This is a genomic window from Pseudoalteromonas sp. SCSIO 43101 (assembly GCF_023650775.1).
GTDB lineage: Bacteria > Pseudomonadota > Gammaproteobacteria > Enterobacterales > Alteromonadaceae > Pseudoalteromonas > Pseudoalteromonas apostichopi.
This window is the reverse complement of record NZ_CP072673.1, coordinates 333,247-359,734: the sequence shown is the minus strand read 5'-3', so window position 1 is coordinate 359,734 and position 26,488 is coordinate 333,247. Positions and strand designations below refer to the sequence as shown.

The 26,488-nt window shown below is 41.0% G+C and carries 21 protein-coding genes; 8 read left to right on the top strand and 13 right to left on the bottom strand.

The genetic code is table 11. The features are described 5' to 3' along the window. Nucleotides 1-452: 452 nt before the first annotated feature. Nucleotides 453-1,085: a c-type cytochrome gene (locus tag J8Z25_RS01690; protein WP_054561153.1), complete on the bottom strand. Its 633-nt coding sequence runs from the start codon at nt 1,083-1,085 to the stop codon at nt 453-455. A 283-nt stretch (nt 1,086-1,368) separates the two neighbouring features. Here J8Z25_RS01690 and yihA point away from each other — a divergent pair, with 283 nt between their 5' ends. Next, nucleotides 1,369-2,016, top strand: coding sequence for a ribosome biogenesis GTP-binding protein YihA/YsxC (gene yihA, locus J8Z25_RS01685; protein WP_130049872.1), 648 nt, complete (start codon nt 1,369-1,371; stop codon nt 2,014-2,016). Nucleotides 2,017-2,020: 4 nt separating this feature from the next. On the opposite strand, the gene J8Z25_RS01680 is transcribed toward yihA, so the two are convergent. Both J8Z25_RS01680 and J8Z25_RS01675 read right to left on the bottom strand, forming a co-directional pair. Next, nucleotides 2,021-2,539, bottom strand: coding sequence for a DUF1285 domain-containing protein (locus tag J8Z25_RS01680; protein WP_130049873.1), 519 nt, complete (start codon nt 2,537-2,539; stop codon nt 2,021-2,023). After that, a complete protein-coding gene (locus J8Z25_RS01675) occupies nt 2,539-3,126 on the bottom strand; it encodes a YceI family protein (RefSeq protein ID WP_130049874.1) in 588 nt (195 codons plus the stop codon). Before J8Z25_RS01675 ends, J8Z25_RS01680 begins: the two co-directional genes overlap by 1 nt. Nucleotides 3,127-3,550: 424 nt before the next feature. Between J8Z25_RS01675 and J8Z25_RS01670 the strand changes: the two genes are divergently transcribed. After that, complete coding sequence (locus J8Z25_RS01670) at nt 3,551-4,471, top strand: lipase family alpha/beta hydrolase (protein ID WP_178926532.1); 921 nt, start codon at nt 3,551-3,553, stop codon at nt 4,469-4,471. A gap of 251 nt (nt 4,472-4,722) precedes the next feature. On the opposite strand, the gene polA is transcribed toward J8Z25_RS01670, so the two are convergent. Beyond that, nucleotides 4,723-7,458 (bottom strand): DNA polymerase I, encoded by a 2,736-nt coding sequence (gene polA / locus J8Z25_RS01665; protein WP_250661567.1) that lies wholly within the window; start codon nt 7,456-7,458, stop codon nt 4,723-4,725. Nucleotides 7,459-7,969: 511 nt separating this feature from the next. On the opposite strand from polA, the gene elbB reads away from it, so the two are divergent. The 3 genes from elbB to J8Z25_RS01650 all read left to right on the top strand — a co-directional run bounded on the left by elbB (nt 7,970) and on the right by J8Z25_RS01650 (nt 11,960). Further along, on the top strand, nt 7,970-8,620 hold the full coding sequence (gene elbB, locus J8Z25_RS01660; protein WP_130049877.1) for an isoprenoid biosynthesis glyoxalase ElbB: 651 nt from the start codon (nt 7,970-7,972) through the stop codon (nt 8,618-8,620). 181 nt (nt 8,621-8,801) lie between these two features. Continuing rightward, on the top strand, nt 8,802-9,194 hold the full coding sequence (locus J8Z25_RS01655) for a c-type cytochrome (RefSeq protein WP_130049878.1): 393 nt from the start codon (nt 8,802-8,804) through the stop codon (nt 9,192-9,194). A gap of 201 nt (nt 9,195-9,395) precedes the next feature. Continuing rightward, the gene (locus J8Z25_RS01650) at nt 9,396-11,960 is read left to right on the top strand and encodes a bifunctional diguanylate cyclase/phosphodiesterase (protein ID WP_250661566.1); all 2,565 of its coding nucleotides are present in this window, start codon (nt 9,396-9,398) and stop codon (nt 11,958-11,960) included. Here J8Z25_RS01650 and rep read toward each other — a convergent pair. Then, the gene (rep, locus tag J8Z25_RS01645) at nt 11,950-13,962 is read right to left on the bottom strand and encodes a DNA helicase Rep (RefSeq protein ID WP_130049880.1); all 2,013 of its coding nucleotides are present in this window, start codon (nt 13,960-13,962) and stop codon (nt 11,950-11,952) included. The genes J8Z25_RS01650 and rep overlap by 11 nt on opposite strands. Before the next feature lie 111 nt (nt 13,963-14,073). Here rep and ubiK point away from each other — a divergent pair, with 111 nt between their 5' ends. Continuing rightward, a complete protein-coding gene (gene ubiK / locus J8Z25_RS01640) occupies nt 14,074-14,337 on the top strand; it encodes a ubiquinone biosynthesis accessory factor UbiK (RefSeq protein ID WP_054561163.1) in 264 nt (87 codons plus the stop codon). Nucleotides 14,338-14,382: 45 nt separating this feature from the next. Here ubiK and can read toward each other — a convergent pair whose 3' ends face one another. The 7 genes from can to ilvG all read right to left on the bottom strand — a co-directional run bounded on the left by can (nt 14,383) and on the right by ilvG (nt 22,834). Continuing rightward, nucleotides 14,383-15,045, bottom strand: a complete 663-nt coding sequence (can, locus tag J8Z25_RS01635; protein WP_130049881.1) for a carbonate dehydratase — start codon at nt 15,043-15,045, stop codon at nt 14,383-14,385. An 18-nt stretch (nt 15,046-15,063) separates the two neighbouring features. After that, entirely contained in the window at nt 15,064-16,242 is a 1,179-nt protein-coding gene (locus J8Z25_RS01630; RefSeq protein ID WP_130049882.1) for a methyltransferase, read from the bottom strand. 50 nt (nt 16,243-16,292) lie between these two features. Continuing rightward, entirely contained in the window at nt 16,293-17,297 is a 1,005-nt protein-coding gene (locus tag J8Z25_RS01625; RefSeq protein ID WP_250662006.1) for an ABC transporter substrate-binding protein, read from the bottom strand. Between the two features lie 129 nt (nt 17,298-17,426). Beyond that, the gene (gene ilvA / locus J8Z25_RS01620; RefSeq protein WP_130049883.1) at nt 17,427-18,980 is read right to left on the bottom strand and encodes a threonine ammonia-lyase, biosynthetic; all 1,554 of its coding nucleotides are present in this window, start codon (nt 18,978-18,980) and stop codon (nt 17,427-17,429) included. Between the two features lie 2 nt (nt 18,981-18,982). After that, entirely contained in the window at nt 18,983-20,839 is a 1,857-nt protein-coding gene (ilvD, locus tag J8Z25_RS01615) for a dihydroxy-acid dehydratase (RefSeq protein WP_250661565.1), read from the bottom strand. A gap of 103 nt (nt 20,840-20,942) precedes the next feature. Continuing rightward, complete coding sequence (ilvM, locus tag J8Z25_RS01610) at nt 20,943-21,188, bottom strand: acetolactate synthase 2 small subunit (RefSeq protein WP_167658994.1); 246 nt, start codon at nt 21,186-21,188, stop codon at nt 20,943-20,945. Further along, nucleotides 21,185-22,834: an acetolactate synthase 2 catalytic subunit gene (gene ilvG, locus J8Z25_RS01605; protein ID WP_130049885.1), complete on the bottom strand. Its 1,650-nt coding sequence runs from the start codon at nt 22,832-22,834 to the stop codon at nt 21,185-21,187. Before ilvG ends, ilvM begins: the two co-directional genes overlap by 4 nt. A 534-nt stretch (nt 22,835-23,368) precedes the next feature. Between ilvG and J8Z25_RS01600 the strand changes: the two genes are divergently transcribed. Then, on the top strand, nt 23,369-24,247 hold the full coding sequence (locus J8Z25_RS01600; protein ID WP_250661564.1) for a TraB/GumN family protein: 879 nt from the start codon (nt 23,369-23,371) through the stop codon (nt 24,245-24,247). 28 nt (nt 24,248-24,275) lie between these two features. On the opposite strand, the gene J8Z25_RS01595 is transcribed toward J8Z25_RS01600, so the two are convergent. Then, nucleotides 24,276-25,733: an ATP-binding cassette domain-containing protein gene (locus J8Z25_RS01595; RefSeq protein ID WP_250661563.1), complete on the bottom strand. Its 1,458-nt coding sequence runs from the start codon at nt 25,731-25,733 to the stop codon at nt 24,276-24,278. A gap of 129 nt (nt 25,734-25,862) precedes the next feature. Here J8Z25_RS01595 and J8Z25_RS01590 point away from each other — a divergent pair, with 129 nt between their 5' ends. Then, nucleotides 25,863-26,486, top strand: coding sequence for a toast rack family protein (locus J8Z25_RS01590; protein ID WP_130049888.1), 624 nt, complete (start codon nt 25,863-25,865; stop codon nt 26,484-26,486). The last annotated feature ends 2 nt before the right edge of the window (nt 26,487-26,488 follow it).

The window sequence follows — 26,488 nt, the reverse complement described above, 5'->3', positions numbered from 1 at the left end:
GTGTAGCATTCCATTTTGTTTTTATTATTAAACTTCCATGAGCTTTTATTATTCTCGGTCAATCCTGACGCTTTTTTGTTATTTCCTTTAGGACACCTAACCAGTGTCAACCCCTAAAGACTTGCCGCAATCACTTTCCTTATTACATTGTCCATGTTGTTTTTGATGTCTCAGCGACAGTGGTTAATTTACTCATTAATAATTTTGTTACAACTAATTTATATAATTTTTCTTACAGATAAGATATTGCAACAAGTGCAATCCATTTAATAACAAAGAGTTATGCTAAAAATAGAAATAAAAATAGGATTTAGCTTACAGCTCACTATGGACAATGTCTCACACGAGAGTAGGAGATTTCGACATGTGTTAAATACAAAAAAAGCAGCTTGCGCTGCTTTTTTCACACTAATCACATATTAATACGGAGTATTTCTATCCGCAATCAGACTTTAGTGTAAGCCACCTAAGTATTTTGAAAGTACTTCGATGTCTTTATCTGTTAGCTTTTTAGCGATATCTTGCATCATACCGTTTAAGTCGTTATTACGCGTACCATCACGGAACTTTTCAAGTTGTGACTTGATGTATTCTGGATGTTGGAACGAAACTTTCGGAAATTTTGCTAGTGATGTACCGTTGCCACGTGGACCGTGACACGCAGCACATGCTGGAATACCGCGCTCAGCATCACCGGCTTTATAAAGCTGTTGACCCACTTCCACTACATCTTTAGGTGTTGTACCTTCAGACATATTTAAAGAAGAGAAGTAAGCAGCTAGGTCTTTCATGTCTTGATCGCTAAGCGGCATAGCCATACCACTCATTACTGGATCCATACGACCTTCTTTGCCTCCAGATGTCATACCTAATTTAAACTCTTGTAATTGTTTATAGATATAATCTGCGTGTTGGCCTGCAATTTTAGGGTAGATATTAACCGGTGCATTACCGTCTGGGCCGTGACAAGCCGCACACGTTGCCGATTTCTCTTTACCTGCGTTTACATCGCCATCAAATGCTGTTGCGTTGCTTGCTGACAACGTACCAAGCAATATAGTTAAAGATAGTGCTATTTTTTTCATGGTGAATTCTCTGTTTCCGACCCTGTATCATCTACAATATGGATGTTGTGATTTCTATATTCTACACGATAATAAATTCTCTGGCACGTTTTCTGCCCACATTAAGCTCATAATTTATAGGGATTTGACTTAGATTAAGTTTCTACTTAGTAATTTTCCTAATTTAAAGCCAATTTAGCACGCTTAAATACGCTTTTGAATGCTGCTTTAATAGTATAAAATACGTGCCTTAAGTGGAAATTAGCCACTGCTTGTTATTTTTTATAAAAGACTAGGAGAGCCTGTGCTCAAATCTCGTATCAAATACAACACTGCGTCCTTTGTTACCAGCGCACCTGATATCTCACGCTTACCTGCTGATACGGGGATTGAAGTCGCGTTTGCTGGTCGCTCTAATGCTGGTAAATCAAGTGCTCTAAACACTTTGACTGATCAAAAGTTAGCTCGAACTTCTAAAACACCAGGTCGTACTCAGCTGATCAATACCTTTGAACTTGATGCCGATAAACGCCTTATCGACTTACCGGGTTACGGTTTCGCTAAAGTACCTATCGAAATGAAGAAAAAATGGCAAAAGTCGCTAGGTGAATACTTACAAAAGCGTCAAAGCTTAAAAGGTATCGTTGTTTTAATGGATATTCGCCATCCGTTAAAAGATTTAGACCGTGACTTAATCGACTGGGCCGTTGGTAGTGAAATTCCAGTGTTGGCACTATTAACGAAAGCCGACAAACTCAAACAGGGCGCACGTAAAGCGCAAGTTTTACAAGTTCGCCGTGAGTTAAGTAGCTTAGATGGTGATATTACAGTTCATGCCTTCTCTTCATTAAAAGGCACAGGCTTACCTGAAGTTGCTAAAAAGCTAGATGAGTGGTTTTTAGGACCAATTGAAGTTGAAGCTCCTGAGTCTGACGAACAACCAGAAGCTTAAACACTTAGGCTAAGTAATAACGCTTGGCTAATGATTCTAAATAATAGCCCTGCTCATCTGAGCAGGCTATTTCAGCCCACTGATAATACACATTTCTCGATACCCGCGCAGCCAAGCCATGTACTAATTGTACATAAGGCACGCTGACACCTTCAAATTCACGTAATACCAATGGTTGCTTTGCTGATACGAGCCATGCACGCTGCAAATTATCGACACAACAAAGCGCAGGACCTTGCTCTGTGTCTTCAAAACGCCAATCAATAATAACAAAAGGCACATCATCGACTGTAATGGCCATTTTCTCGACCGGCGTTTTTAAAAAATAAGTATCAACTTCTTTGCAAAGAACTGAGGCAAAGAGCTTAACCATTGCCTCGCGTTTTATTTCACTGCCGGCATAAAACCACCGCCCTTGCGCATCAATCGTCATTGGCAATTGCCCACAATTTTGTGGCTGCCATTGATCAAAGGGTTTATCGGGAGCCTGAAGAGCGGCTTCTAATTCGGCAAGTGATTGCATTATTTATCTTTATCAAGCGTCAAAGAGAATGTCACAGGTATAGCTGTTGCAATAGATGGTAGACCTGCAAGCTTTTGCAGTTCGCTAATACCTTCTGTTACTTTGAAATCACTCGCATTAATAATAACGGGTGTAAAAGATGATACGGTTACATCGCCTTTCGGTGACATATTAGCAAGCACATCAATTGTTAGGTCTTTTTTATTACCATGAAAGTCTAACTCAGCCTTTAAACCTTTAAGTACATGTTGGCCAGGCTCAAGTTTTAACAATGTTTTGCTTAAATCAGCAGTTAACACAGCATTAGGAAATTTAGCCGTTTCAAATAATAGCTTAGTCATGCGCTCATTGCGGATAGGGATCAGTGTTTCAACCGATGCCAGGTCGATCATCAACTTAAATTGACCTTGCTCATCTAGTGTTCCAGATACTTTTTTGAAATGATGCGCTTCTGCAACTGAGTTCTTTTTGATAGACACAAAGCTCACGTTGCTTTGCTCATTATTAACTTGCCAGTTTGCGCTGGCTAAAGGGGCAACTAAAATACTCGATAATGAAAAGGCAGCAATTGCCATAGATTTAAACATAACGCATTCCTTCGAAAGTAAATAAGAATCACTTTGATGGTATCACTTGCGTTGATTTGTGCAATGAATTGTATGATAAGAGAAAGAAAAAGCGACTCACTCAACAAGGAGTGAGTCGTTATAGCAAACTGGGGAGAAGCTATCAATACGTTGCATCCTTTCAGATGCATCATCAACAGGATGTCCTACAGGATGAGGACGGCGCGGACTTTAGCAAATACCAGATTAAAAATAAATTGCACAACCGCAGAAACAACACAAATTGATAAAGATATAACGAAACACTAAAACCATCTTTTCTTGTTTACCTTAAATTAACATTACAGCGAGCCGTAATTTAGGGTAAAGTGAATTTAAAGCACGCTAAAATCAGACTTTTTTAAGGCTTGTTAGTGATAAAAATTGCAGTAGAAGAGTAAAAGGTATGAAGAAAATCCCCCTATTTTTATTTGTTACCTTACTTTTTTTCATGAATCCTTGCTGTCATGCAAAAAAAACAACGACACAATATCCTGTTGTTTTAGTTCACGGGCTAATGGGTTTTGATAATTTACTCGGCCTCGATTATTTTTATAATGTTGCAACCAGTCTCAACCAAGATGGTACCTTGGTGTTCACACCAGCGGTCTCTGCTATAAATAGCTCTGAGATACGAGGCGAACAATTACTCACTCAAGTCGAAACAATTTTAGCACTGACTGGCGCCAAAAAAGTAAACTTGATTGGCCATAGCCAAGGTGCGCAAACAGTGCGCTACGTTGCATCAACTAGACCTGATCTTATTGCCTCCGTAACCAGTATCGGAGGGGCAAATTATGGTAGTGAAATTATTGATCTTATTAATCAAAAACTGCCAGCAAACTCTCAAGCACAACATGCAGCCCAGTTAATATTTGATGCGCTTGGTGGTGTTATTTCACTACTATCAGGTAACAGTGAATTACCACAAAACACACTTGGTGCATTAAATAGCTTAAGTACTCAGGGTGCGAACGCATTTAATCAAAAATACCCTGAAGGCTTACCGGTAAATAAATGCGAGCAAGGTCAGATAGTTGCCGAAAATGGTGTGTACTATTTTTCGTGGAGTGGTACAGCAGCACTCACTAATATACTGGATCTAACTGATTTGCCCATGCTACTTGGCTCATTACTCATTTTAGGAAAAGATGATGGCCTTATATCACGCTGTAGTAGTCATTTAGGCTATGTAATTAAAGATAATTATGAAATGAACCACTTAGATGAGATTAATCAGTTTATTGGTTTACACAATTTTCGTGAAGTTGACCCTATTGAGCTTTATCGTCAACACGTAAAGAGATTGCGGGAGTTGGGGTTATAGTTAACGAGTAATGATTTATTTTTGGTTAAGTAGGGTCGCTCGAAGCGATGTTCTATATAGAAGCGATCAGCCTTCAGCGGTCAGACGCGCGAAACAAGTTTCACGCCTACCTGTAGCAGCGGCTTTATGCCGCGACCCTTACATTGGAAGCTAGATTCGAGATAAAAGGCGATATAACGGTCAAGCAAATCGCTAACTTTTAGTCTGAAAGCTGACGGCTGATAGCTGACAGCTCTCATTTATTACGACTATTAGTGAGCTTGCTGCCAGTTGTCACCACTGTCGGCTTCAACAATCAATGGCACATCGAGAGTAGCAGCTTCTGACATTAACTTACATATTTCAGCTTTATACTCATCAACACACTCTTCTTTAATTTCAAAAACTAATTCATCGTGCACTTGCATTAGAAGCTTCACTGAACCTTCAGCTTGTGCATTCACCCATTGATGAACTTTAAGCATCGCTTTTTTGATAATATCTGCGGCCGTGCCTTGCATGGGTGCATTGATAGCAGCACGTTCTGCAGCTTTACGACGAGCACCGTTACGTGCATTGATTTCTGGTAAATGTAAGCGACGACCAAAAATCGTCTCTACATAGCCTTTCTCTGCTGCTTTTTCACGAGTTGTTTCCATGTACTCAAGTACGCCTGGGAAACGCTCAAAATATTTATCAATATAATGTTGTGCTTCATGGCGTGGCACATCTAATTGACGTGATAAACCAAATGCCGACATGCCATAAATTAAGCCAAAGTTAACCGCTTTTGCTTTACGGCGCATATCGCTGGTAACCTCTTCAAGACTTACCCCGAAAACTTCTGCTGCTGTTGCACTATGAACATCTAAGCCATTTGCAAATGCAGTGAGTAGGCCTTTATCTTGTGATAAATGCGCCATGATACGTAATTCAATTTGGCTGTAGTCGGCCGCCACAATTTTATGGCTAGGAGCAGCAATAAAGGCTTCACGAATACGACGTCCCTCTTCTGAACGAATTGGAATATTCTGTAAGTTAGGATCAGTTGAGCTTAAACGCCCTGTTGCTGTTACTGCTTGATGATAAGAAGTATGCACTCGCTTAGTGCGCTCATTAACCATTAGCGGTAGTTTATCTGTGTACGTTGATTTCAGTTTTGACAAACCACGATGCTCAATAATCACCTTAGGTAATGGGTAATCATGAGCTAATTCTTGCAGCACTTCTTCTGCAGTTGAAGGTGCACCCTTTGGTGTTTTCTTGATAACAGGAAGCTCTAACTTTTCAAACAAAATCGCTTGTAGCTGCTTAGGCGAGCCTAAGTTAAATTTTTCACCTGCAATATCATAGGCTTCTTGCTCAAGTTCTAATAAGCGTTCACCCAAACGTTGGCTATGAGCTGCCAGCATGTTGCTATCAATTGCAACACCTGTACGTTCAATATCAGAAAGCACAGAAACGAGAGGTAATTCTATGTCTTCAAATACCGACTTTAGCTGATTATCTGCATCAATTTTTGGCCATAAAACTTGGTGAAGACGAAGTGTTATATCTGCATCTTCAGCGGCATACGGTGCCGCTTTTTCAAGCTCAATTTGGTTAAATGTTAACTGCTTTTTACCTTTGCCAGCGATATCTTCGAAGCTAATATTTTTGTGGCCTAAGTATTTAAGTGCCAGTGAGTCCATATCATGACGGCTACCTACACTATTAAATACATACGACTCCAGCATAGTGTCATACTTAATGCCTTTTAGCTCGTAGCCAGCATTCGCTAACACACTTTTATCGTATTTTAAGTTTTGTCCAACTTTCGCTTTGTTTTCGTCAGCTAAGATTGGGCCAATTTTTGCCATTACAGTTTCTAAACTTAATTGATCTGGCGCATCTGGATAATCATGTGCTACCGGTAAATACGCTGCTTCTCCTGCTTTAACCGCAAAGCTCATACCGACCAATTGCGCTTGCATATAATCGAGGCTGGTTGTTTCAGTATCAAAAGCAAAAAGTTCGGCATCATTTAACTGCGTCACTAAGGTATCAAGCTGTTCTTCAGTTAAAATTGTTTCATAATGCGCATCAGCAACTTTTGGTAATTCGTTAGCTTCTGTTGGTAAATCTAAATGAGTGTCAGCATCTTTAGGGTTATCAAGTAGTTCAGCTAACCAGCGGCGGAACTCACACTCACCATAGAGTGCGATAAGTTCGTCACGATTAGGTTCTTGCAGCTTAAAGCTTTCTAGATCCGACTCAACGTCAACATCACACTTAATTGTTGCTAATTCATAGCTAAGTGGCAGATGATCAAGTGCTGCAGCAAGCTTTTCACCAATTTTGCCTTTAATTTCACCAGCATGATCAATTACACCTTGCAATGATCCATATTTTTGCAGCCATTTCACCGCTGTTTTTGGACCACAGCCATCAACACCTGGAATGTTATCGACTTTGTCGCCCATTAAGGCAAGATAATCAATGATCAGCTCAGGGCCAACACCAAACTTCTCAACCACAGTGTCTGGATCTGAAATGCTATCAGTCATCGTATTAATAAGCGTGACATGCTCATTAACAAGCTGCGCCATATCTTTATCGCCGGTAGAGATCAGTACATGACGTTGCTGCTCTGAAGCAATACGCGCAAACGTACCAATGACATCATCAGCCTCAACACCTTCAATACTAATAAGCGGAAAACCCATTGCTTTAATAATGTTATGCAATGGTGCGATCTGAGTGCGTAAGTCATCCGGCATTGGTGGGCGATTAGCTTTATATTCGCTATACATGTCATTTCTGAAGGTTTTACCTTTGGCATCAAATACCACCACCATGTGTGATGGATCATATTGCTTGATCAAACTCTTAAGCATATTAACTACGCCATAGATTGCGCCTGTCGCTTCACCTTTTGAGTTAGTAAGGTGTGGTGGCGAATGATATGCACGGAATAAATAAGAAGAACCATCAACAAGAATAAGTGGATTTTCAGGGATCTGAGCCATGGTGAAATTGGATCCTAATTGAATAACATTAAATTGTTTGTAAGCATGCCATAAGGCCATCAAGAAAACGACTGTGAATTATTAACCAATAGAGGTTTATTAAAGAGCAAGCTGTGGATAACTTTGTAGATAACAGACAGAGTTAATTCTCCCAAAATGAAAAAACATTTAGGAAATTTTAGTAAGTTCATGTTTTGATTTAAAAAAGATATTACGACGTTCTTTTTTTATTATTTTAGTCCGATGTGGAAAACGGTTTTAGTAGCGATAACCTTTTGCTTATTCGATACCGAATTAACATCCCTTTTCATAACCGGGGGAGTATTCTAGCATAATGGATCAAAGATCATAGCGATCCTTTATACTTTTTTTTTCGTTAGTAATTTATAAAAAGGCATAAACAGCTATTCATAACGCTTTGCGAGTTATCGAGCTACAAAAATTTTTTATTTTGTCGGCTGACTCGTATCCTTGTTAAACTAAAGCTAATCGCATTAAGGAGAGTTCAAAAATGAAAAAAGTGGCAGTTATTTTAGCAGGTTGCGGCGTTTACGACGGCGCAGAGATCAATGAGTCAGTATTAACTTTATTACATATAGCCAAAGCAGGCGCGAGCTATGAGTGCTTCGCACCTGATATTGAACAAATGCATACCATTAATCACCTAACAGGTGAAGAAATGGCACCTAACCGTAATGTGTTAGTTGAAGCTGCTCGCATTGCACGTGGTGAAATTAAAGCCCTTACAGAGCTAAATGTAAATGAATTCGACGCTTTGATTGTACCAGGTGGTTTTGGTGCCGCGAAAAACTTATCAGATTTTGCAGTCAAGGGCGTAGATGCCCAAGTTCAAAGTGATGTACTTACAACTGCGAAAGCCTTTGTCGAGGCCAATAAAGCGGCTGGGTATATTTGCATTGCCCCTGCGATGCTTCCACTTATATATGGCAAGGGTGTCAAAACCACCATTGGTAACGACGCTGATACAGCAGCAGCTATCGAGCAGCTTGGCGGTGCACATCAGAACTGTGCAGTTAATGAGATCGTTGTTGATCAGCAGCATAAAGTGGTCACAACCCCTGCTTATATGTTGGCACAAAGCATTTTAGATGCTGACGCAGGTATCGAAAAATTAGTAAAAAAAGTATTAGAACTCGCTTAATAATCGGGCAAATAGCCAGCATCTAATGCAGGCTTTTCTTGCGCTAACGCAAAAAATGAAGGTTTTTCTATAGAAAAAGCCTTTTAGATCATTTTATAAATTGTGGCTTAGCGTTATAATCGTTCTAATTTCCGTCAGATATCGTGATTGATCACGTTCAAATCGAAGTGAGCAAGGCAAAATGAAAAAACTATCAGCTGCATTATTACTGCTAGCAACAACGGCATATGCACAAGCGTATGACAACTCTTTGACTGAAGATGCAATTAAAAAGCGTCTAGCGCCAATTGGTTCTGTATATCTAGAAGGTGATAAAGCTGCGGCCGCTGCTGAGCCTACAGGTCCTCGTTCTGGTGAGCAAGTTTACCAAGCAGCTTGTTTTGCTTGTCATGGTACTGGCGCACTAGGTGCTCCTAAATCAGCTGATGATTGGGCTCCTCGTATCGCTAAAGGTAAAGATACACTTTTAGATCACGCGCTTAACGGTTTCAACGCAATGCCTCCTAAAGGTACGTGTATGGATTGTTCTGAAGATGAAATCAGCGCTGCTATCGATTTCATGACTAGCAAGTAATAGTTTTAAAACTAATACTAAGGGCTTAATTTTATTAGGCCCTTTTTTTATGTCTATTTTAAAGCGCTAAGCTAGCTCTGTAGCCAATTCAGACCCATAATAAATTACCATTTTGTTAACATCTGTTACTTGACGATCTAATAAAAAAGTGGAACTATATAGGACGAAATTTAAACAACAATAAGATCTGGTTCTAAATCATTGGAAGATTCAGCAACACACATTGATAAGCTAGCCCGTAAGAATGCTCGCTTAAAATCGCTTTTACAAAAGTATAAGCAATCACATCACTTGCAAAATGCTCTTTTACAATTATCAGAGCAAGCAAGTACTGTTGCCGAATTAACCCTGCTCTATCCCGCTATTCATAATATTTTACAAGACTATATTCCGAGTAAAAACTTCTTCGTTGTATTGCATAACCCGGTTTACGATACTCTTGAGTTGTCTTATTTCGCTGATGAAAAAGATGGTCTTTCTGTACCATTAAAGTATGAGCAGTACTTCAAAGAAGGCTTAACGGGTTACGTATTCAAGCAAGGTAAAACCAGCTACTTTACCAAACAACAGACTGAGCAAGCTGTTGAACAAGGCTTACTTAAATGTTTTGGTACACCTGCAGAGCACTGGGTGGGCGTACCCGTCTACCGTGAAAAAGTCATTATTGGCGTAATGGTTGCGCAAAGCTACGACATAAACCAATGCTATTCAGAGCAACAAATTGAATTGCTAGAAGCTATGTCACTGTACTTAGCAACAGCAATTGAACGAGTGAAAAAGCGTGAACTACTAGAGTCTGAAGTTAAAATTCGAACCCGTGCATTAACTCAAAGTAACCAAGCACTTAACGACGAAATTCAACAGCGCAAAAATGCTCTCGAACGCCAACAACTGCTATTCAAAATATCAGAGCTGGCAACGCAAAGTAAAAACCTTGACGATGTATATCAGCATGTTCATAGCATTATCAAAAATATTACCTATGCAGATAACTTATACATCGCATTGTATGACCAACAATCTCATTGGTTGAGTTTTCCTTATTGCGTCGATGAGTTTAACGATAATGGCAAACCACGACCATTTGCTAAAGGCTACAGTGAACTGGTTCTCAGCACTGAAAAGTGCCAGGTCATAGACAGTGAAAGAGCAAAAGAGCTCATCAAACTTGGCGGTGTAGAGAGGCCCGTTAATGTTCCATCAGAGCGCACAGCGACTAGTTGGTTAGGTGCTCCGCTCAAAACTTCGCAAGGTGTTATAGGTCTCATTGTTTGCCAAGCTTATAATAATAAACATGAGTTTAGTCAGGATGATTGTGAGCTAATTACGTTTGTATCACATCAAATTGCTAACGTCATCCAAACTCATCTAGCCAACCAAGAGTTAAAGCTCAGTCACCAAAAATTGGAACATCGAGTCACTGAAAAAACTAAAGAGCTTCGCCAAGCTAATATGCACCTGCAAATGCAAATTGAAGAGCGAAAAAAAATAGAACAACAGTTGTATCACGATGCACACCACGACTCATTAACTAGTTTACCTAATCGCAGTTTGTTCTTAACTCAGCTTGAAAAAACATTGCAGCATTACCAGCGCTACCCAGAGCAGCAATTTGCGGTGCTATTTATTGACCTTGATAAATTTAAAGATATAAACGATCACCTTGGTCATCAGGCAGGTGACCAATTTTTAATTGGTGTTGCAGAGTCTTTCTCGCATTGTATTCGTGAGCATGATCTACTCGCACGCTTAGGTGGTGATGAATTTGTGGTATTGCTAACTCACTTAACTGAACAACAACAAGCACAAGATGTTGCAAAACGTATCATCGAAATTATGAAAAAACCTTTCTGTATGAAAGGTCAATGTATTCAAAGTGGTGCCAGTATTGGTATCACCTACTCTAAACCAAGCTACAAACACACTGATGAAATTATTCGCGATGCGGATGCCGCGATGTATTACGCCAAAAATGCAGGCCGAAATCGCTTTGAGTGTTTTCATCCACTGCTTAATGCCAGTAATGTACAGCATGATGTAGAGAATATGCATCACCTAGATGATTTGCCTATGCACTTTAGATGTGCAGAAATCATTACCTTGGATGAAAAAACTCACGCTGAGTCTTTACTAGAAGCATTTGGTGAGCACCCTGTGCTTGGTAGCACTAGCTTTGAAGTCCTCAAAAAATTTGCGACCGATCGTGTTCAGCACTTCGAAGTTGAGCTTAATCTACTAAAACAAGCCTTTTCCCTAGCAAGTAACAGCCAACTCGAAAAAGTACTGTTTTCTTGTTCTGGATTAGTTTTAGAGCGTATTAACTTTCAGGCACTGTGTAAGTTATTAAACGCACACGATTCAAATAGAATGTGTTTATTGTTCAACGAACAAGAAATTCGTTACGCTTCAGCGATACAAATTGAAAACTTAAAAAGCTTGGTCGCACAAGGGTTTTCGATTGGTTTAAATGAATTTGCTAAAGATCGCTGTGAGTTAAACTTATTAACTGAGTTCCAGTTCGATTACTTATTGTTGAGTTCAACATTCAGTAAGCGTGTTCTACAGCAAGAGAATTATCATTTGCAACTACAAGGTGTTTTAGCTATTACTAAGTTGCAAAATATTCAAGTAATAGCTAAAGGTCCGTCGATTTTTAACTACCGCACTTTGCTAGATAAGCACGGATTATCGTTGTTTATTGGTAAACAGCATGCGCTGGCTCCCTTCGAGCACGAAGCACCTAGCGCACAATTCATTACTTCTTAAGCATCGCTCTTAGATTAGCCACTCGTGCCTGGCCTTTCTCCATACGCTCAGCTTGTGAGGAAGGTGGCTTCTTCGCTTCAAAGGCTAAGTCATCTTGTGGTAACTCCTGCACAAAGCGACTTAGCTCTGTGTCTGAGGTTTCACCAAACTGACGACGTATTTTAGCATAGGTCATTACTAGCTCTTGCTGGGCGCGTGTAATTCCTACATAGGCAAGACGACGCTCTTCTTCAACGTTATCTTCATCAATACTTACTTGGTGCGGTAATAAGCCTTCTTCCATGCCAACCATGAACACATACGGATACTCTAAGCCTTTTGAAGCATGTAATGTTAGTAATTGCACGGCATCAGATTCGTCCTCTTCTTCGTTACGCTCAAGCATATCGCGCAAGGTCAGTTTACTAACCACCTCAGCAAGGTTCAGCGGTGGGTTATCTGCATCACCTGTCAGCATATCGGTGATCCAACGATATAGCTCTGAGACGTTTTTCATGCGCATTTCAGCAGCTTTTGCACTCGGTGATGACTCATACAGATAAGCTTCGTAATTAATTTGCCTAACTAGTTCTTTTACTGCTTCAAGGGTATCACCCCGAACTGCATTATCAGATAGCTCAACTACCCAACGGGCAAAGCCAGCTAAGGCATTAAAGCCACGCCCTTTTAATCGGTGCGCAAGCTCAGGCTCAAAGCATGCAGCAAATAAGCTGATATGCTTTTCATTAGCAAGGGTACCTAGCTTTTCCAGTGTGACAGTACCAATCTCACGACGTGGCGTATTAACAATACGTAAAAATGCGTTGTCGTCGTCTTGATTCACCAATAAGCGCAAGTACGCCATGATATCTTTGATTTCTGAGCGAGAGAAAAACGACATACCGCCGCTGATTTTATAAGGAATACGGTTACTCATGAGTGCTTTTTCAAACACTCGCGCTTGGTGGTTACCACGGTATAAAATCGCATAATCTTTATAACTAGTGCGCTTCATGAATTTATGAGAAATGATCTCTGCAACCACTCGCTCAGATTCATGCTCTTCATCTCGGCAGCCAATTACTTTAATGGGCTCACCATAACCAAGTTCACTGAATAGCTTTTTATCAAACTCATGCGGGTTATTAGCAATCAGAATATTTGCAGCTTTAAGAATTCGTCCAGCACTTCGGTAGTTTTGTTCTAGCTTAATTAAACGTAAGCCCGGAAAATCTTTACTCAATAGCACCAGATTTTGTGGCTTTGCACCACGCCATGAGTAGATAGATTGATCATCATCGCCTACCACGGTAAACCGGGCTCGTTCACCCACTAATAGCTTAACTAGCTGATACTGACTAGTATTCGTATCTTGATACTCATCCACCAGCAAGTATCGAAAACGCTGTTGCCAGCGCTCACGTGCCGTGACATTTTGACTAAGCAATAAAGTTGGGATCATGATCAGATCATCAAAATCAAGGGCATTATAGGCGCGCAGTTGATTTTGATAACGAGCATATAACTGAGCAAATAACGCTTTTTGCGGCTCACGGGCTTCGCGAACAGCACGCTCAGGTAGAATCAATTCGTTCTTCCAACTACCTATTTGCATCTTCAGCAGGTTAAGTAAATCTTTGTCCTTTTTAAGCTCTTCTTCGGTCAGCTCAGCTAATAACTGGTTGGTATCTTGGTCATCAAACAACGAAAAACCAGGTTTAAAACCTAAAGTAGTTAACTCTTTTTTGATAATCTCAAGCCCAAGCGTATGAAACGTTGAAACCCATAAGCCTTTCGACTCTTGCTTGCCCAGTGTTTGCGTTACACGCTCACGCATTTCTTTTGCAGCTTTATTGGTAAATGTAACTGCGGCAATATTACGTGCTTGGTACTCACACTTTTGCACCAAGTAAGCAATTTTATTAGTAATAACACGCGTTTTACCTGAACCCGCACCGGCTAATACCAGACACGGTCCACTGATATATTTTACCGCTTCATCTTGTTTTGGGTTGAGTTTCATAAGCCCCTAAAGAAATTATCCAAAGATAGGACGGGCAATTTTACCGTAATCACTACACTACGCCTAGCCAATAAGGTAAGATTGTTTTTTTACGTGACTCAAGGGACGAAGATGATTAACCCAGCAAAACTTGAAGAAATCGCTAAGCAAATCACTGATAACATGCCACAAGGCGTGAAAAACCTTGCCGAAACAGTCGAAGGCAAGACTAAGCAAGCTATTCAAAACAAACTTGCTGAGATGGACTTTGTAAGCCGTGATGAGTTTGATATTCAAAGCCAAGTACTTATTCGTACTCGTGAGAAACTCACTGAGCTTGAAGAGAAAGTTGCTTTACTTGAGCAGCAACTTGCTAGCAAACAAGACGAACAATAAAAAAGGAGAGCTAATTAGCTCTCCTTTTTTCTACCATATTCGGTATTAACTTTTTTCGGCAACGCGTTCGAAAACACGCTTAACCGCAATTCCGTATGTATCACTGGCTTCTTCAGCACAAGTTACTACCGACTCTAAATCATTAAGGTGGCCATTGGCTAAACCATAAACCCAACCATGGATTGTTAAATCTTGACCTTTTGCCCAGGCATCTTGGACGATATTAGTACGGCAAACATTACGTACTTGTTCAATAACGTTGAGTTCTATCAGGCTATTTAAACGCTCTTGTTCTGGTAATGAGTTGAGTTGTTCAATGTGTTTTTCTTTTACATCACCTACATGACGAAGCCAGTTATCAATTAAACCAAAACTCGCTCCGTTCAATACCGCCTGTACACCACCACAACCATAGTGGCCAACGACCATTATGTGCTTCACTTTAAGTACTTCAACGGCATATTGCATCACCGAAAGACAGTTATGATCAGTATGAACAACGACATTTGCTACGTTTCGATGAACAAATAACTCTCCAGGTAGCAAGTCTACTATTTCATTTGCAGGTACACGTGAATCAGAACAACCGATCCACAGGTACTCTGGATTTTGCTGCATTGATAGAATTTTAAAAAACTCAGGATCACTTTCACTCGTACGCGCAGCCCAACGTCTATTATTTTCGAATAAATTTTTTAACTTTCTCATTGCGCCTCTTTACGGTATTTAATAATTAGCTTGGATCAAGATATTCCTTGGTGTCAGCTGCTTTTCACAAAACGTACTAACTGTTACTTGATAACCTTGTTGTTGCAAATATAAAGCACGATCGAGCACGAGCCAAACTTCAATTGCCCTTCTGAATACATGTCGGACGAGTTCAACTCGCTCAGTAACCCTTTTGCGTTTTTTACCTATAGTTAAAAACTTATTGTAATCAATACCTTCAGGCAGTGATAATGATTTTTTCTCAGCAGCCCATAAACAAAATGAACCAAAAGAATCAGAAAAAATAGCTTTGTTCACTGATGGCACACTTACATAGTGCATTTCACCAGTGAGTGATTTACGTAATGCATCAAACCCAAGTCGCCATTCAACTTCTGTTTTTCTTACCTTATCAACTCGGCTTGGTGCGGTCACAGTTTCTTGCAGCGCTAGTTTTAAATCGCGATGAGTAAGCGCAAGCTGGCTTTGTTTTGCAGGCTCGCTCATTGCTTGATAGGCGTTATCTGTGAATAAATGATAACAACATGGTGAAAAGCTGATTTGCTGGGTTTTCGCTTTGCTCGCTTGCTGCATAAATGTTTGATGCAAACGACCACAGGCATGTAAAGCAACTGCATGCTGCTGGCGCTCAAAAAAACCATCGGTGTCGTCGGTTAATACATCAGCTTGTGAAAATTGCATTGCCAATTGCTGTTGCTTAGCACTGTGCTGACCTTGATCACACAAGTGTTGTTGTAGCTCAATGCTATGTACACTTGGCGCTCCATTAAATGCCAACATACGACCTAAATGCCCCTTACCTGCGCACCATTCTAAAACGGGCTGGTTAAATGACTGCTGACTAACAGCTGCAACAAAGTCTTGTAATTGCTCAAATTTACGGCCTTTAATGCCATTACTTATCCAAAACGGAAACTCATTACGAGCCAAATTGATAGCAGGTAACTCACACAACTCAGCCAGCTGTTCAATGTTTTCAATTTCATCAGCAAAATAACGATATAAAGCTTGCTGATCGGCATCTAGTTCACTCACTTGTTGGTCATCCAGCGCCCATAATAAGTGGGCTAATTCAGGCCAAGGAAGATCATCAAAATCAAATGCGGTACATTGCCAGTATTGGCGGGTTGAAAATAGCAGTGCATCTAAGGCAGCAAAGTGCTCGGCAAGTGTCATAACTACTTAGCGACAAGAAATAAAAAGCAGTATAACAGTTTTTATCTTATTTAACGTCGGTTACTGCTGATCAAGCGAATGTACAATGGCACACATGCAATACTTAAAATGATTGCAAGGATCAGCATCCAAGATAGCTCAAACCCTTCTGTTTGCTGTTGATCATACATAAAGCCTTCAAAAGCCTGATCAAACTCATCCTGATCTAAGCCATATAAATCTGCAATCAAGCGCCACTTTGCCATCGACATATTGCCTAGATTAATTCCTGGAGGTTGGATGTAGCTTTTTAAAACATGCGCTTCATAGGCCAGCTCTTGTACGCTTTTCTGGGTAGCATAGTGCTGCTTGGTTAAATCGATGCTTTCTTCTAAGTGTAATAAGGCATAACGCCACCCTTTTAAGCTGGCACGATAAAAGCGCTCAACAACCTCTGGCTTTTTCGCTAAAAATTGCTCAGAGGTATATAAAATATCGCCATACACATTCAAACCAAACTTTTGCGGGCAAATGAGTCGGTGACCTACTCCTTGCAATGTCATCGTGTAAGGCTCATTAGTGACATAAACTTGCACCGCATCTATATCACCGGCAAGCCACTCTTTAACGCCTCCTTCATGGCTAGCTGCCATCAAGCTTTCTAGGCTCAATCCTGCACGCTGTAACATCACCAGTAACTCAGCATTTTCTATTGAACCGATTTTACTTAGCTTTTTACCAGCAAAGTCTCTAGGCTGAAAAATATCTGAGTTATTTTTTACCATCCAGCAATAAGGCGAAAACTGCAATATTGCCCCAAGGGCAACAACCGGTGCGCCTTGCTGGCGCTTTTGTAATATGCCTGAGTGAGTAATAGCAAAGTCAGCTTTGCCGCTTAACACTTTAGGGAAGGTATCTGGGTGGTTTGGATCGGCAGGTATAATAGAGACATCAAGGCCCGCTTCCTTATAAAAGCCTTTTTCTGCAGCCATATAATAGCCTGCAAATTGATACTGGTGAGTCCATTTTAATTGTAAGCTAACTTTATCAGCGCACAGTGCGCTCATAGAGAGCATTAAACAGATTAACCCTAGTAGGCTTTTTATACCTTGCACGCATCATCCTTGCTCTAGAACCGTGCATTAACTATAGGAAAAATAGAGGAAAAATCAAGACTGCTAGTGAACAGTCTTGATTATATTAAGCTACTGATTTGCCGCTTTAACTTCACTAAGTTCTTGACCTTGGCTAGTTAAGAACTGGGTGAAACATGGGTTGTTCGTTTCATCTTGAACGTTGTATCCCAAACGGTTCAAATGCTCATTGAATACCTCATAATCACTCGGTTCAATAGCAAAGGCCGCCAGCACATTACCAATCGATCCACCATGGTTGCGGTAATGGAATAAAGTAATATTCCAGTTACTACCAAGGGTATCTAAGAATCGTGCCAGTGCGCCTGGGTATTCAGGAAACTCAAAGCGTAATAAACGCTCATGAAGTTGAGCTGGCGCTTTACCACCAACCATATAACGAATATGCAATTTAGCCAGCTCGTTATCTGATAGGTCACAAAACGTATAGCCGTTTTCTGTCAGTGTCGCTTTTAGCTCATCAAGCTCTTGTTGGCCTTGTCTTAAAGCAATACCTACAAAGATTTGTGCTTCGCCAGGGCCTGCATAGCGATAATTAAATTCGGTGATAGCTCTGCCACCTAACGAGTTACAAAACTGCTTAAAGCTGCCCTTCTCTTCTTTGATAGTCACGGCAAGCAATGCTTCGTTCTTTTCGCCAAGAGCTGTTCGTTCAGCAACATAACGTAAGCGGTCGAAGTTTAAATTTGCACCCGATAAAATCGCGGCTACATTTAAACCTTTCACTCCATTTTGTTGACACCATTTTTTCAAGCCAGCTGTTGATAGCGCCCCTGAAGGTTCAGCTATAGCGCGAGTCGAAACAAAGATATCTTGCATTGCTGCGCAGATTTCATCGCCCGTTACAGTCACCACTTCATCACAAAACTTTTGTGCTAAACGAAACGTTTCTGTGCCGATGACTTTGACTGCTACACCATCTGCAAAGCTACCAACACGGTCAAGCTCAACCGGCTTACCTGCTTCAAGGGCTGCTTTTAAGCAGGCACTCTCATCGGCTTCAACACCGATGACTTTAATATCAGGACGTAACGACTTAATGTACACTGCCATGCCTGCAAGTAAACCACCTCCGCCTACAGGAATAAAGACTGCATCAAGATCATTGAGTTGCTGCATTAATTCACGAGCAACGGTACCTTGACCAACAATCACATCTGCATCATCAAACGGTGGTACAAACACCCCATTGCGCTGCTCTGTGAGCTCTAGAGCATGAGCCTTTGCAGCATCAAAATGATGGCCGTGTAATACCACTTCACCACCTAAAGAACGCACTGCATTCACTTTAATTTCTGGTGTTGTAACAGGCATAACAATAGTTGCTTTATGCCCTAAAAATGAAGCACTTAGAGCTACGCCTTGCGCATGATTACCAGCCGATGCTGTAATCACATCAGAACCTTTTGGCAATTTGCTCAATTTATGAAATGCACCGCGTAGTTTAAATGAATAAACAGGTTGTTGGTCTTCACGCTTTAACCACACATGATTGCCTAGCCGAGCACTAAGATCTGCCATTTCGCTAACCTCAGTGACTTTTGCAAGCGGCTCCATGTTCGCTTGAATGATAGCGCGAAAATAATCGAGCTCTTGAGAAACCATAATTAACTAAGCTCCTCAAGTTTAGCTAAATCACGCACAGCTCCTTTGTCTGCACTGGTGGCTAGTAAGGCATAGGCTTTAAGTGCAGATGAAACATAACGGTCACGATCTAGAGGTTTGTAAGCATCTTTCCCGCGTGCAAGTTGCTTTTGCTTACGAGCTTCAAGCTCTTCATCAGAAAGAGCTAATGTGATTTCGCGAGTTGCGATATCAATTACTATCTTATCGCCATTTTCAACATAGGCAATTGCACCACCGCTTGCCGCTTCTGGGGAAACGTGACCAATTGATAAACCCGATGTACCACCTGAGAAACGACCATCAGTGATCAGCGCACACTTTTCACCTAAGCCAACTGATTTTAAATAACTGGTTGGGTACAGCATTTCTTGCATGCCTGGGCCGCCTTTTGGCCCTTCGTAGCGAATCACAACAACATCACCCGCTTTTACTTCACCGTTAAGAATGCCTTCAACCGAGTCATCCTGTGATTCGTAAACGACTACTGGGCCTTCAAAATGCAGCATTTCTTCAACCACACCAGCACTTTTAACAATACAACCATCAAGGGCTAAGTTACCCGATAGCACCGCTAAGCCACCATCTTGACGAAACGCATTTTCAACGCTGCGGATACAACCATTTTCACGGTCATTATCCAGTTCAGGCCAGCGGCATTCTTGGCTCATTGCTTTTGTTGTGCGGATACCAGCAGGGCCTGCTTTATAAAATTTTTGCGCTACTTCATTACTTGGATCAGTCGCATCCCATTTAGTTACCATTTCAGCCATTGTATGACCCGCCACATGATCAACAGATAAATCGACAAGGCCTGCTTTACCTAACTCACGGATAATAGCCATCATGCCACCAGCGCGATGTACATCTTCAATATGGTATTTGTTTGTCGCTGGTGCCACTTTACATAAGAATGGTGTTTTGCGAGAAAGCTCATCGATATGCGACATATCAAAATCAACACCCGCTTCTTGCGCTGCTGCTAGTAAGTGTAAAACCGTATTTGATGATCCACCCATAGCAATATCAACCACCATTGCATTCATGAAAGCGGTACGATTGGCAATAGCGCGTGGTAACACTGCTGCATTATCTTTTTGATAATACTCACGACATAAATCAACAATGCGTGCACCTGCTTCAACATACAGTTGTTTACGGTCTTTGTGGGTCGCAAGTGTAGTACCGTTACCCGGTAGTGCCAGACCAATCGCTTCTAATAAACAGTTCATTGAGTTAGCAGTAAACATACCCGAACATGAACCACAGGTAGGGCATGCCGAGCGCTCAACTTTTTCAGAGTCTTCATCGCTTACTGAAGTATCAGCACCCTTAACCATGGCATCAACTAAATCAAGTTTGATGTCGATATCAGCAAGGCGTGTTTTACCCGCCTCCATTGGACCACCTGATACAAAAATGACAGGAATGTTTAAACGAAGTGCTGCCAGCATCATTCCAGGAGTGATCTTGTCGCAGTTAGAAATACAGATCATGGCATCAGCGCAGTGGGCATTTACCATGTACTCTACTGAGTCAGCAATTAAATCACGCGATGGGAGTGAATACAGCATTCCGCCGTGACCCATCGCGATACCATCATCGATTGCAATAGTATTAAATTCTTTTGGTACACCACCCGCTTCGGTAATGGTTTCGGCCATCAGCTCACTGAGCTGGTTAAGGTGAACATGACCCGGTACAAACTGAGTGTACGAGTTTACAACAGCGATAATAGGCTTACCGAAATCTTTATCTGTCATTCCTGTTGCACGCCATAAAGCACGCGCTCCTGCACGTTTTCGACCCTCTGTTGTTGTTGCACTTCTTAATTTAGCCATAATTACCTCAGTTTTTGCAGTGGCATGCCACTGACTTCCTCATTCCTAATTTATTACTCACTAAAGCATCAGTTTGATTGCTCTAGTTACCTGTTGATTTATACTAGATTGCTTGTTGTTGAAATTGGTTTTCAACATTGACGTGTTTTACATCGACCAATTTACTCAACTGTGATGTTAGTAGATAAATCGGCTTATCGCTGTCTACTGTCATGGTGACGTGAAACGCTTCATCAGCCATTTCTAAATTCATTGTTGTTAGGTCAAAGCCGCGATGACGCGCAACGCGTAAAAAGCGCTCTACAGCGACACTTTGATTCTTTAGTGCAATCGTTAGGGTGTGTTTCATTTTACTGTCTCCGTCATCATTTCATCGTTGGCTGCACCAGGCGGTACAAGCGGCCATACATTTTCTTTATCATCGATACAGGCATGGAGAATGTATGGACCTTTACTAGTTACTAACGCATCAACCGCAGCATCAACTTCATCTGCTTTAGTGATAGTTTGACCTGGAATACCAAACACTGCTGCTAACTGCACAAAATCAGGATTATCTGAAAGGTTTGTTTCAGAATAACGACCTTCAAAAAATAGCTGCTGCCATTGACGTACCATGCCTAAACGTTGGTTATCTAAGATTAAAATTTTAACTGGCAGATTGTTACGACGAATCGTTGCCAGTTCTTGAATGTTCATCATGATTGAACCATCACCCGACACTGTGATCACAAAATCATTTGGGCGAGCAACTTGTGCACCGATAGCTGCTGGTAGACCAAAGCCCATGGTACCCGCTCCACCACTACTTAAATGATTGCTTGGGTGACTAAATTTCATGTGCTGCGCAACCCACATTTGATGCTGACCCACATCACAACACACCACACCAGTTGATGGCATTTTTTGGCTTAGCTGGTTCAATAAATAAGGTGCGAATACTTTTTCACCCGGGTAGTCATAGCGCCATGCATGCTCTTTCATCATGCTTGCAATGTGCGTTAGCCACTCATCTGGAGTTACAAAACACTCTAGTTGCGGTAATGAAGTTTTTAAGTCTGCCACTAATGACGCTTTTACAGGCTTACGTTTACCAATCTCTGCGGCATCAATATCAAGGTGAATAACCTTTGCTTTTGCCGCAAACTTGCTTAAGTTTCCAGTGACACGGTCGTCAAAGCGGGCACCAATACAGACCAAAACATCACACTCTTGCACCGCTAAGTTAGCCGCTTTACCACCATGCATACCTAGCATTCCTAGGTCATATTCATAATCAGGTAATACACTACCTAACGCTTTTAACGTTGATACTGCAGGCATATGTGTTTTTTCTAAAAACTGCATTAGTTCATCTTGTGCACTGGCAGCTTGTACACCACCACCGATATACGCTACAGGGCGCTGCGCTTCACTTAAGATTTGATTGGCAATAGCAACTTGGTTTGAGTCTAATTTTGGTAAGTGATCTTCGGCAGCTAACCAAGGATGAAATGGTACTTGCGCCATTTGGATGTCTTTCGGAATATCCACTAACACAGGGCCTGGACGGCCGCTTTGCGCTAAGTGGATGGCTTCTTGTAATATTTCGGCTAAATCTTCAGCTCTTTCAACCATGTAACTATGCTTGGTGCAAGATAACGACATGCCTAACACATCCACTTCCTGAAAGGCGTCGGAGCCTATCGCTGCGGTTGGTACTTGACCTGTGATAGCAAGTAATGGCACTGAATCCATCATCGCATCGGCAAGGGCTGTGATTAAGTTGGTCGCCCCAGGGCCGGAAGTAGCAAAACACACGCCTAACTTACCTGTGCTTCGCGCAAAACCCACAGCGGCAAAGCCTGCCCCTTGTTCATGACGGGTCAAATAATGTTTGACTGGCGCACCGTACAAAGCGTCGTAAATAGGCATAATGGCACCACCCGGGTAACCAAAAACATCCTTAACGCCATGTTTAGCTAATAAATCGATTGTTAACTCTGCGCCTGTCATCGTAAATCCTCATTCCTCAGTGACATTGTGTATTTGCTGCGACTCAAACCTTAAAACGAAAAAGCCCCCCGAACTGTTAAGTGCGGGGGGCTTTTAAATGCTTTACTTTTCTCTAAGCACTAACTAGCCCCCGCGGTGATAATAATCACCACGACGTTAATTAGAATTAGAGAAAGTTTGTTTGTAAGCATTTATCTGTAACCAAAATTTGTTCATTTGTAGCGGATATCTAGCCATCCCGCTGCCTTTTTCTATTAGTACCGCGCTAGGGCCTGTAAGTCAACATAAAAATCAATTCAAAAAACAGTCTAAAAAGCAAAATTAAAGAAATAAATATCTAACAAATGAAAATATCGAGATTTATATTTCACTATTTTTTATATATCGAAATTTCATACCTCGTTATTCACTATTCTATGATTGATTAATTTTTATCAAAAACATGCAATTTTCTTTGCTTTAAGCTGATTTATTTTAACGCCTCTGAAAAATTAGTTTAGTATTGAAAATAACCACGTTATGAAAAGGAAAGTTATGAAGTTCGTCCAGCGTATAAATGCCCTGTTTTTTATGCTGCTACTGCTTGGTTTCAGCCAACATGTACTCGCAGAGCCGGGATTATGGAAAGTAGAGAAAAACGGAGTTACTTCTTATTTATTTGGTACTGTCCATGTTGGTGATAAAAGCATGAAAGGATTACCAAGCAAGGTAACTAAAGCACTCGATAACTCAGATAAAGTCATCGTTGAAGTCGATATCAGCGTGATTACCCCCATGGAAATGCAGCGCCGGTCATTGCCATTTATGATGCTGAAAAATGGTAAAACCTTACAGTCAGAGTTATCGCCAGAAAACTACACTAAATTACAAAAATACTTTGCTGATAAATCAATTGATATTGCGATGTTTAAAAACCTAGCACCGTGGGCGGTAATGGTCACCATGATGCAAATGGAGTTCCAAAGTGTTGGTTTTTCAGATCAGTACGGCATCGACAAGCAAGTACTTGCTTATGCTAAACAGCATGACATATCAGTTGGTGAGCTAGAAACCCTAGAACACCAAATGGAAATGTTTGAACACTTAGCAATTATGAATGACAAAATGATCGAAGAAACATTCGACCAACTTGCTGATGTAGATACCTACTTTTTTGGTCTTATTAAGGCTTGGAAATCGGGCGATATGAAAACACTTACGCAGTTTTACAACGAAAGTTTTGATGACTCTCAATATGGTCAGCTAAGTGAGCAAGTTATGTTGATAGACCGTAACAACAATTGGGTTAATCAACTATCTGCTCGCATCGGTAAAGAAAAGCTGTTTATTGCTGTCGGGGCTTTACACCTACCTGAGCAACACGGATTGTTAAAACAACTAACAGATAAAGGTTTTACCATTACCCGTATCTAAGTTAAGTAATCCGAATATAAAAAGCGCTTTATGGCGCTTTTTTTGTGAAATCAGACATCTCTAAATAGTTTTCGATACCTACAATTTTATCACTCGCGTGGTGATTAACATAAACCACGGTACTGGTACCTGCAGCGCAGATCTTTTCTATCAGTAATAAAACTCGCTGCCTATTTGCTTCATCGAGACCTAAGCAAGGTTCATCAAGAATCAATAAATTAGGGTGCTTAACCATAGCTCGTGCAATTAACAGCAAGCGTTGATCACCAAAAGACAACTGACTAAATGAGCTGCTTTGTTTATCACTTAAACCTAATAAAGCCAACCACTTTTTAGCAATGGTTAGCTGTTTATCAGTGGCTTTTTGATAAAGACCAATGCTGTCATAAAAGCCCGAAACTACCGTATTGAGCGCCGAGATACTGACCCGATAATCCATATGCAGCGCGTTAGAAATATAACCAATGTGCTGTTTAATTTGCCAAATGCTCTCACCACTTCCGCGCTGATAGCCAAACACCTTAATATCATTGTTATAACACTGTGGGTTATCACCAGTGATAAGGTTCAGCAAACAGGTTTTACCTGAACCATTTTTGCCTGTTAACTGCCAATGCTCGCCTTGGTTTATTTGCCAGTTTAGTTTTTCAAAAACGACCTCACCGCCATAGCCCACTGCTGCGTTATTGAGTCTTACCAGCATAGAGTCATCGAGCGGAGGCGCTTGATGGTCAATATCAGCCTCAGGTATCTGTAACTGAGTATGAGTGAGATGTAATAACTTTAGTAAGTCATCGCGCTGCTCAGGGGAGGGGTTTGCTAATTGCTGAATCACATGGCCCTCTTTAACATAGGCGTAGTGATCAACAAAATCTGGTATTTCAGTTAACCGATTGAGCACAAAAATGAGGGTCGTTGTTTTACTAAACTTAGCTAGTAACTGATTGAGCTCAGTCATGGCCGTGACATCTAAACCATCAAAAGGCTCATCAAGTACAAGTAAATCTGGTCGACCTATTAATGCTCGAATCAGCATAAGTTTGCGGGTTTCACCGGTTGATAAATCGCGAAATGCTTTGCTAACTTTGTCACTAAAATCAAATAGGCTAATTAACTGCTGAAGCAACTCGCTATCAAGCTGATGTTCGTCCCGACCAGCAATTATAAGCTCATAAACCGTACCAAAAGTAGTTACGCCATCAATAATATCATCTAGATCTTTTGTAAGCTCAGTTGCGAGGAGTTGCTTTTGACTGTCAGGGGAAACTAACGCAATTCGCTCAAAGCGATTCTCATAGTGGCCTTGCTCTATTTTCGCAAAACCTGCAATGGCAGCAGCCACGGCCGATTTTCCCGCGCCATTAGCGCCTAGTAAAACCCATTGCTGCAATGGCGATACATTGATATTGAGATCATCTAAATAATAAACGTCATTACCCTGCCCCTTTAGGCTGGCTTTAACATTAACCAACTGTACTTGTTGCACTTTGAATCCTCATTCTAAGTTACCGTTAGGTTGACGTTACCGCATTCGATAAAAAAATAAAATTCGTTTAAACCTTTTTTGAACACAGCTGCGACTAAGGTATAAAAGGTCATCAACAGGAAACAGACTATGAAAAAATTACTTTGTGTAGCAGCAATAGGCCTAGCACTGACAACGTCATACGCTATGGCAAAAGATTCACGCGAACTAAGTCACAACTTCGCAATTAATGGCGCAAGCCAGCTTGATATTGATTTTCCGGTAGGCAGCTTAGAAGTTGAAAGCTATGACGGCAGCGAAGTCGTAGTTACGGTACGCATTGAACCAAAGAATGACAATAGCTGGTTCAGCTCTGATGTTGATTTATCAGATATTGAATTAAGCCATTCGCAAAGTGCTAGCTCACTTAACTTAAAATTAGATAACGATGACATTCAACAAGACTGGCATGTAAAAATGCCTAAATCGATGGCAATTGATGTCGAACTAGGTGTTGGCGATATCGAAATTAACGATGCGAGTAATTCGGTTGATATTGAACTAGGTGTGGGCGCGGTAAGAATTGATAGTGCGCTTGATGACTACAAACACATAGAGCTTGATACCGGTGTGGGCGACACCAAAATTCGCGGCTTAAAAAATGACGGTAATACCAGCCGAAAAGTTGTTAGCTCGCACTCAAGCTATCGTGGCAACGGCCAATACGATATTGAAGTAGAAGTGGGTGTTGGCGACATCAAGGTAACACACTAATT

Bases quoted from the DNA above. Each gene is read 5' to 3' on its own strand.
- J8Z25_RS01675 (WP_130049874.1), bottom strand. From the start codon at position 3,126: ATGTTTAAATCTATGGCAATTGCTGCCTTTTCATTATCGAGTATTTTA.
- ilvG (WP_130049885.1), bottom strand. From the start codon at position 22,834: ATGACAGGCGCAGAGTTAACAATCGATTTATTAGCTAAACATGGCGTT.
- ilvM (WP_167658994.1), bottom strand. From the start codon at position 21,188: ATGAAACACACCCTAACGATTGCACTAAAGAATCAAAGTGTCGCTGTA.
- J8Z25_RS01590 (WP_130049888.1), top strand. From the start codon at position 25,863: ATGAAAAAATTACTTTGTGTAGCAGCAATAGGCCTAGCACTGACAACG.
- J8Z25_RS01670 (WP_178926532.1), top strand. From the start codon at position 3,551: ATGAAGAAAATCCCCCTATTTTTATTTGTTACCTTACTTTTTTTCATG.
- J8Z25_RS01600 (WP_250661564.1), top strand. From the start codon at position 23,369: ATGAAGTTCGTCCAGCGTATAAATGCCCTGTTTTTTATGCTGCTACTG.
- J8Z25_RS01625 (WP_250662006.1), bottom strand. From the start codon at position 17,297: ATGCTCTCTATGAGCGCACTGTGCGCTGATAAAGTTAGCTTACAATTA.
- J8Z25_RS01655 (WP_130049878.1), top strand. From the start codon at position 8,802: ATGAAAAAACTATCAGCTGCATTATTACTGCTAGCAACAACGGCATAT.
- ilvA (WP_130049883.1), bottom strand. From the start codon at position 18,980: ATGGTTTCTCAAGAGCTCGATTATTTTCGCGCTATCATTCAAGCGAAC.
- elbB (WP_130049877.1), top strand. From the start codon at position 7,970: ATGAAAAAAGTGGCAGTTATTTTAGCAGGTTGCGGCGTTTACGACGGC.
- can (WP_130049881.1), bottom strand. From the start codon at position 15,045: ATGAGAAAGTTAAAAAATTTATTCGAAAATAATAGACGTTGGGCTGCG.
- J8Z25_RS01680 (WP_130049873.1), bottom strand. From the start codon at position 2,539: ATGCAATCACTTGCCGAATTAGAAGCCGCTCTTCAGGCTCCCGATAAA.
- J8Z25_RS01630 (WP_130049882.1), bottom strand. From the start codon at position 16,242: ATGACACTTGCCGAGCACTTTGCTGCCTTAGATGCACTGCTATTTTCA.
- ubiK (WP_054561163.1), top strand. From the start codon at position 14,074: ATGATTAACCCAGCAAAACTTGAAGAAATCGCTAAGCAAATCACTGAT.
- polA (WP_250661567.1), bottom strand. From the start codon at position 7,458: ATGGCTCAGATCCCTGAAAATCCACTTATTCTTGTTGATGGTTCTTCT.
- J8Z25_RS01690 (WP_054561153.1), bottom strand. From the start codon at position 1,085: ATGAAAAAAATAGCACTATCTTTAACTATATTGCTTGGTACGTTGTCA.
- ilvD (WP_250661565.1), bottom strand. From the start codon at position 20,839: ATGGCTAAATTAAGAAGTGCAACAACAACAGAGGGTCGAAAACGTGCA.
- rep (WP_130049880.1), bottom strand. From the start codon at position 13,962: ATGAAACTCAACCCAAAACAAGATGAAGCGGTAAAATATATCAGTGGA.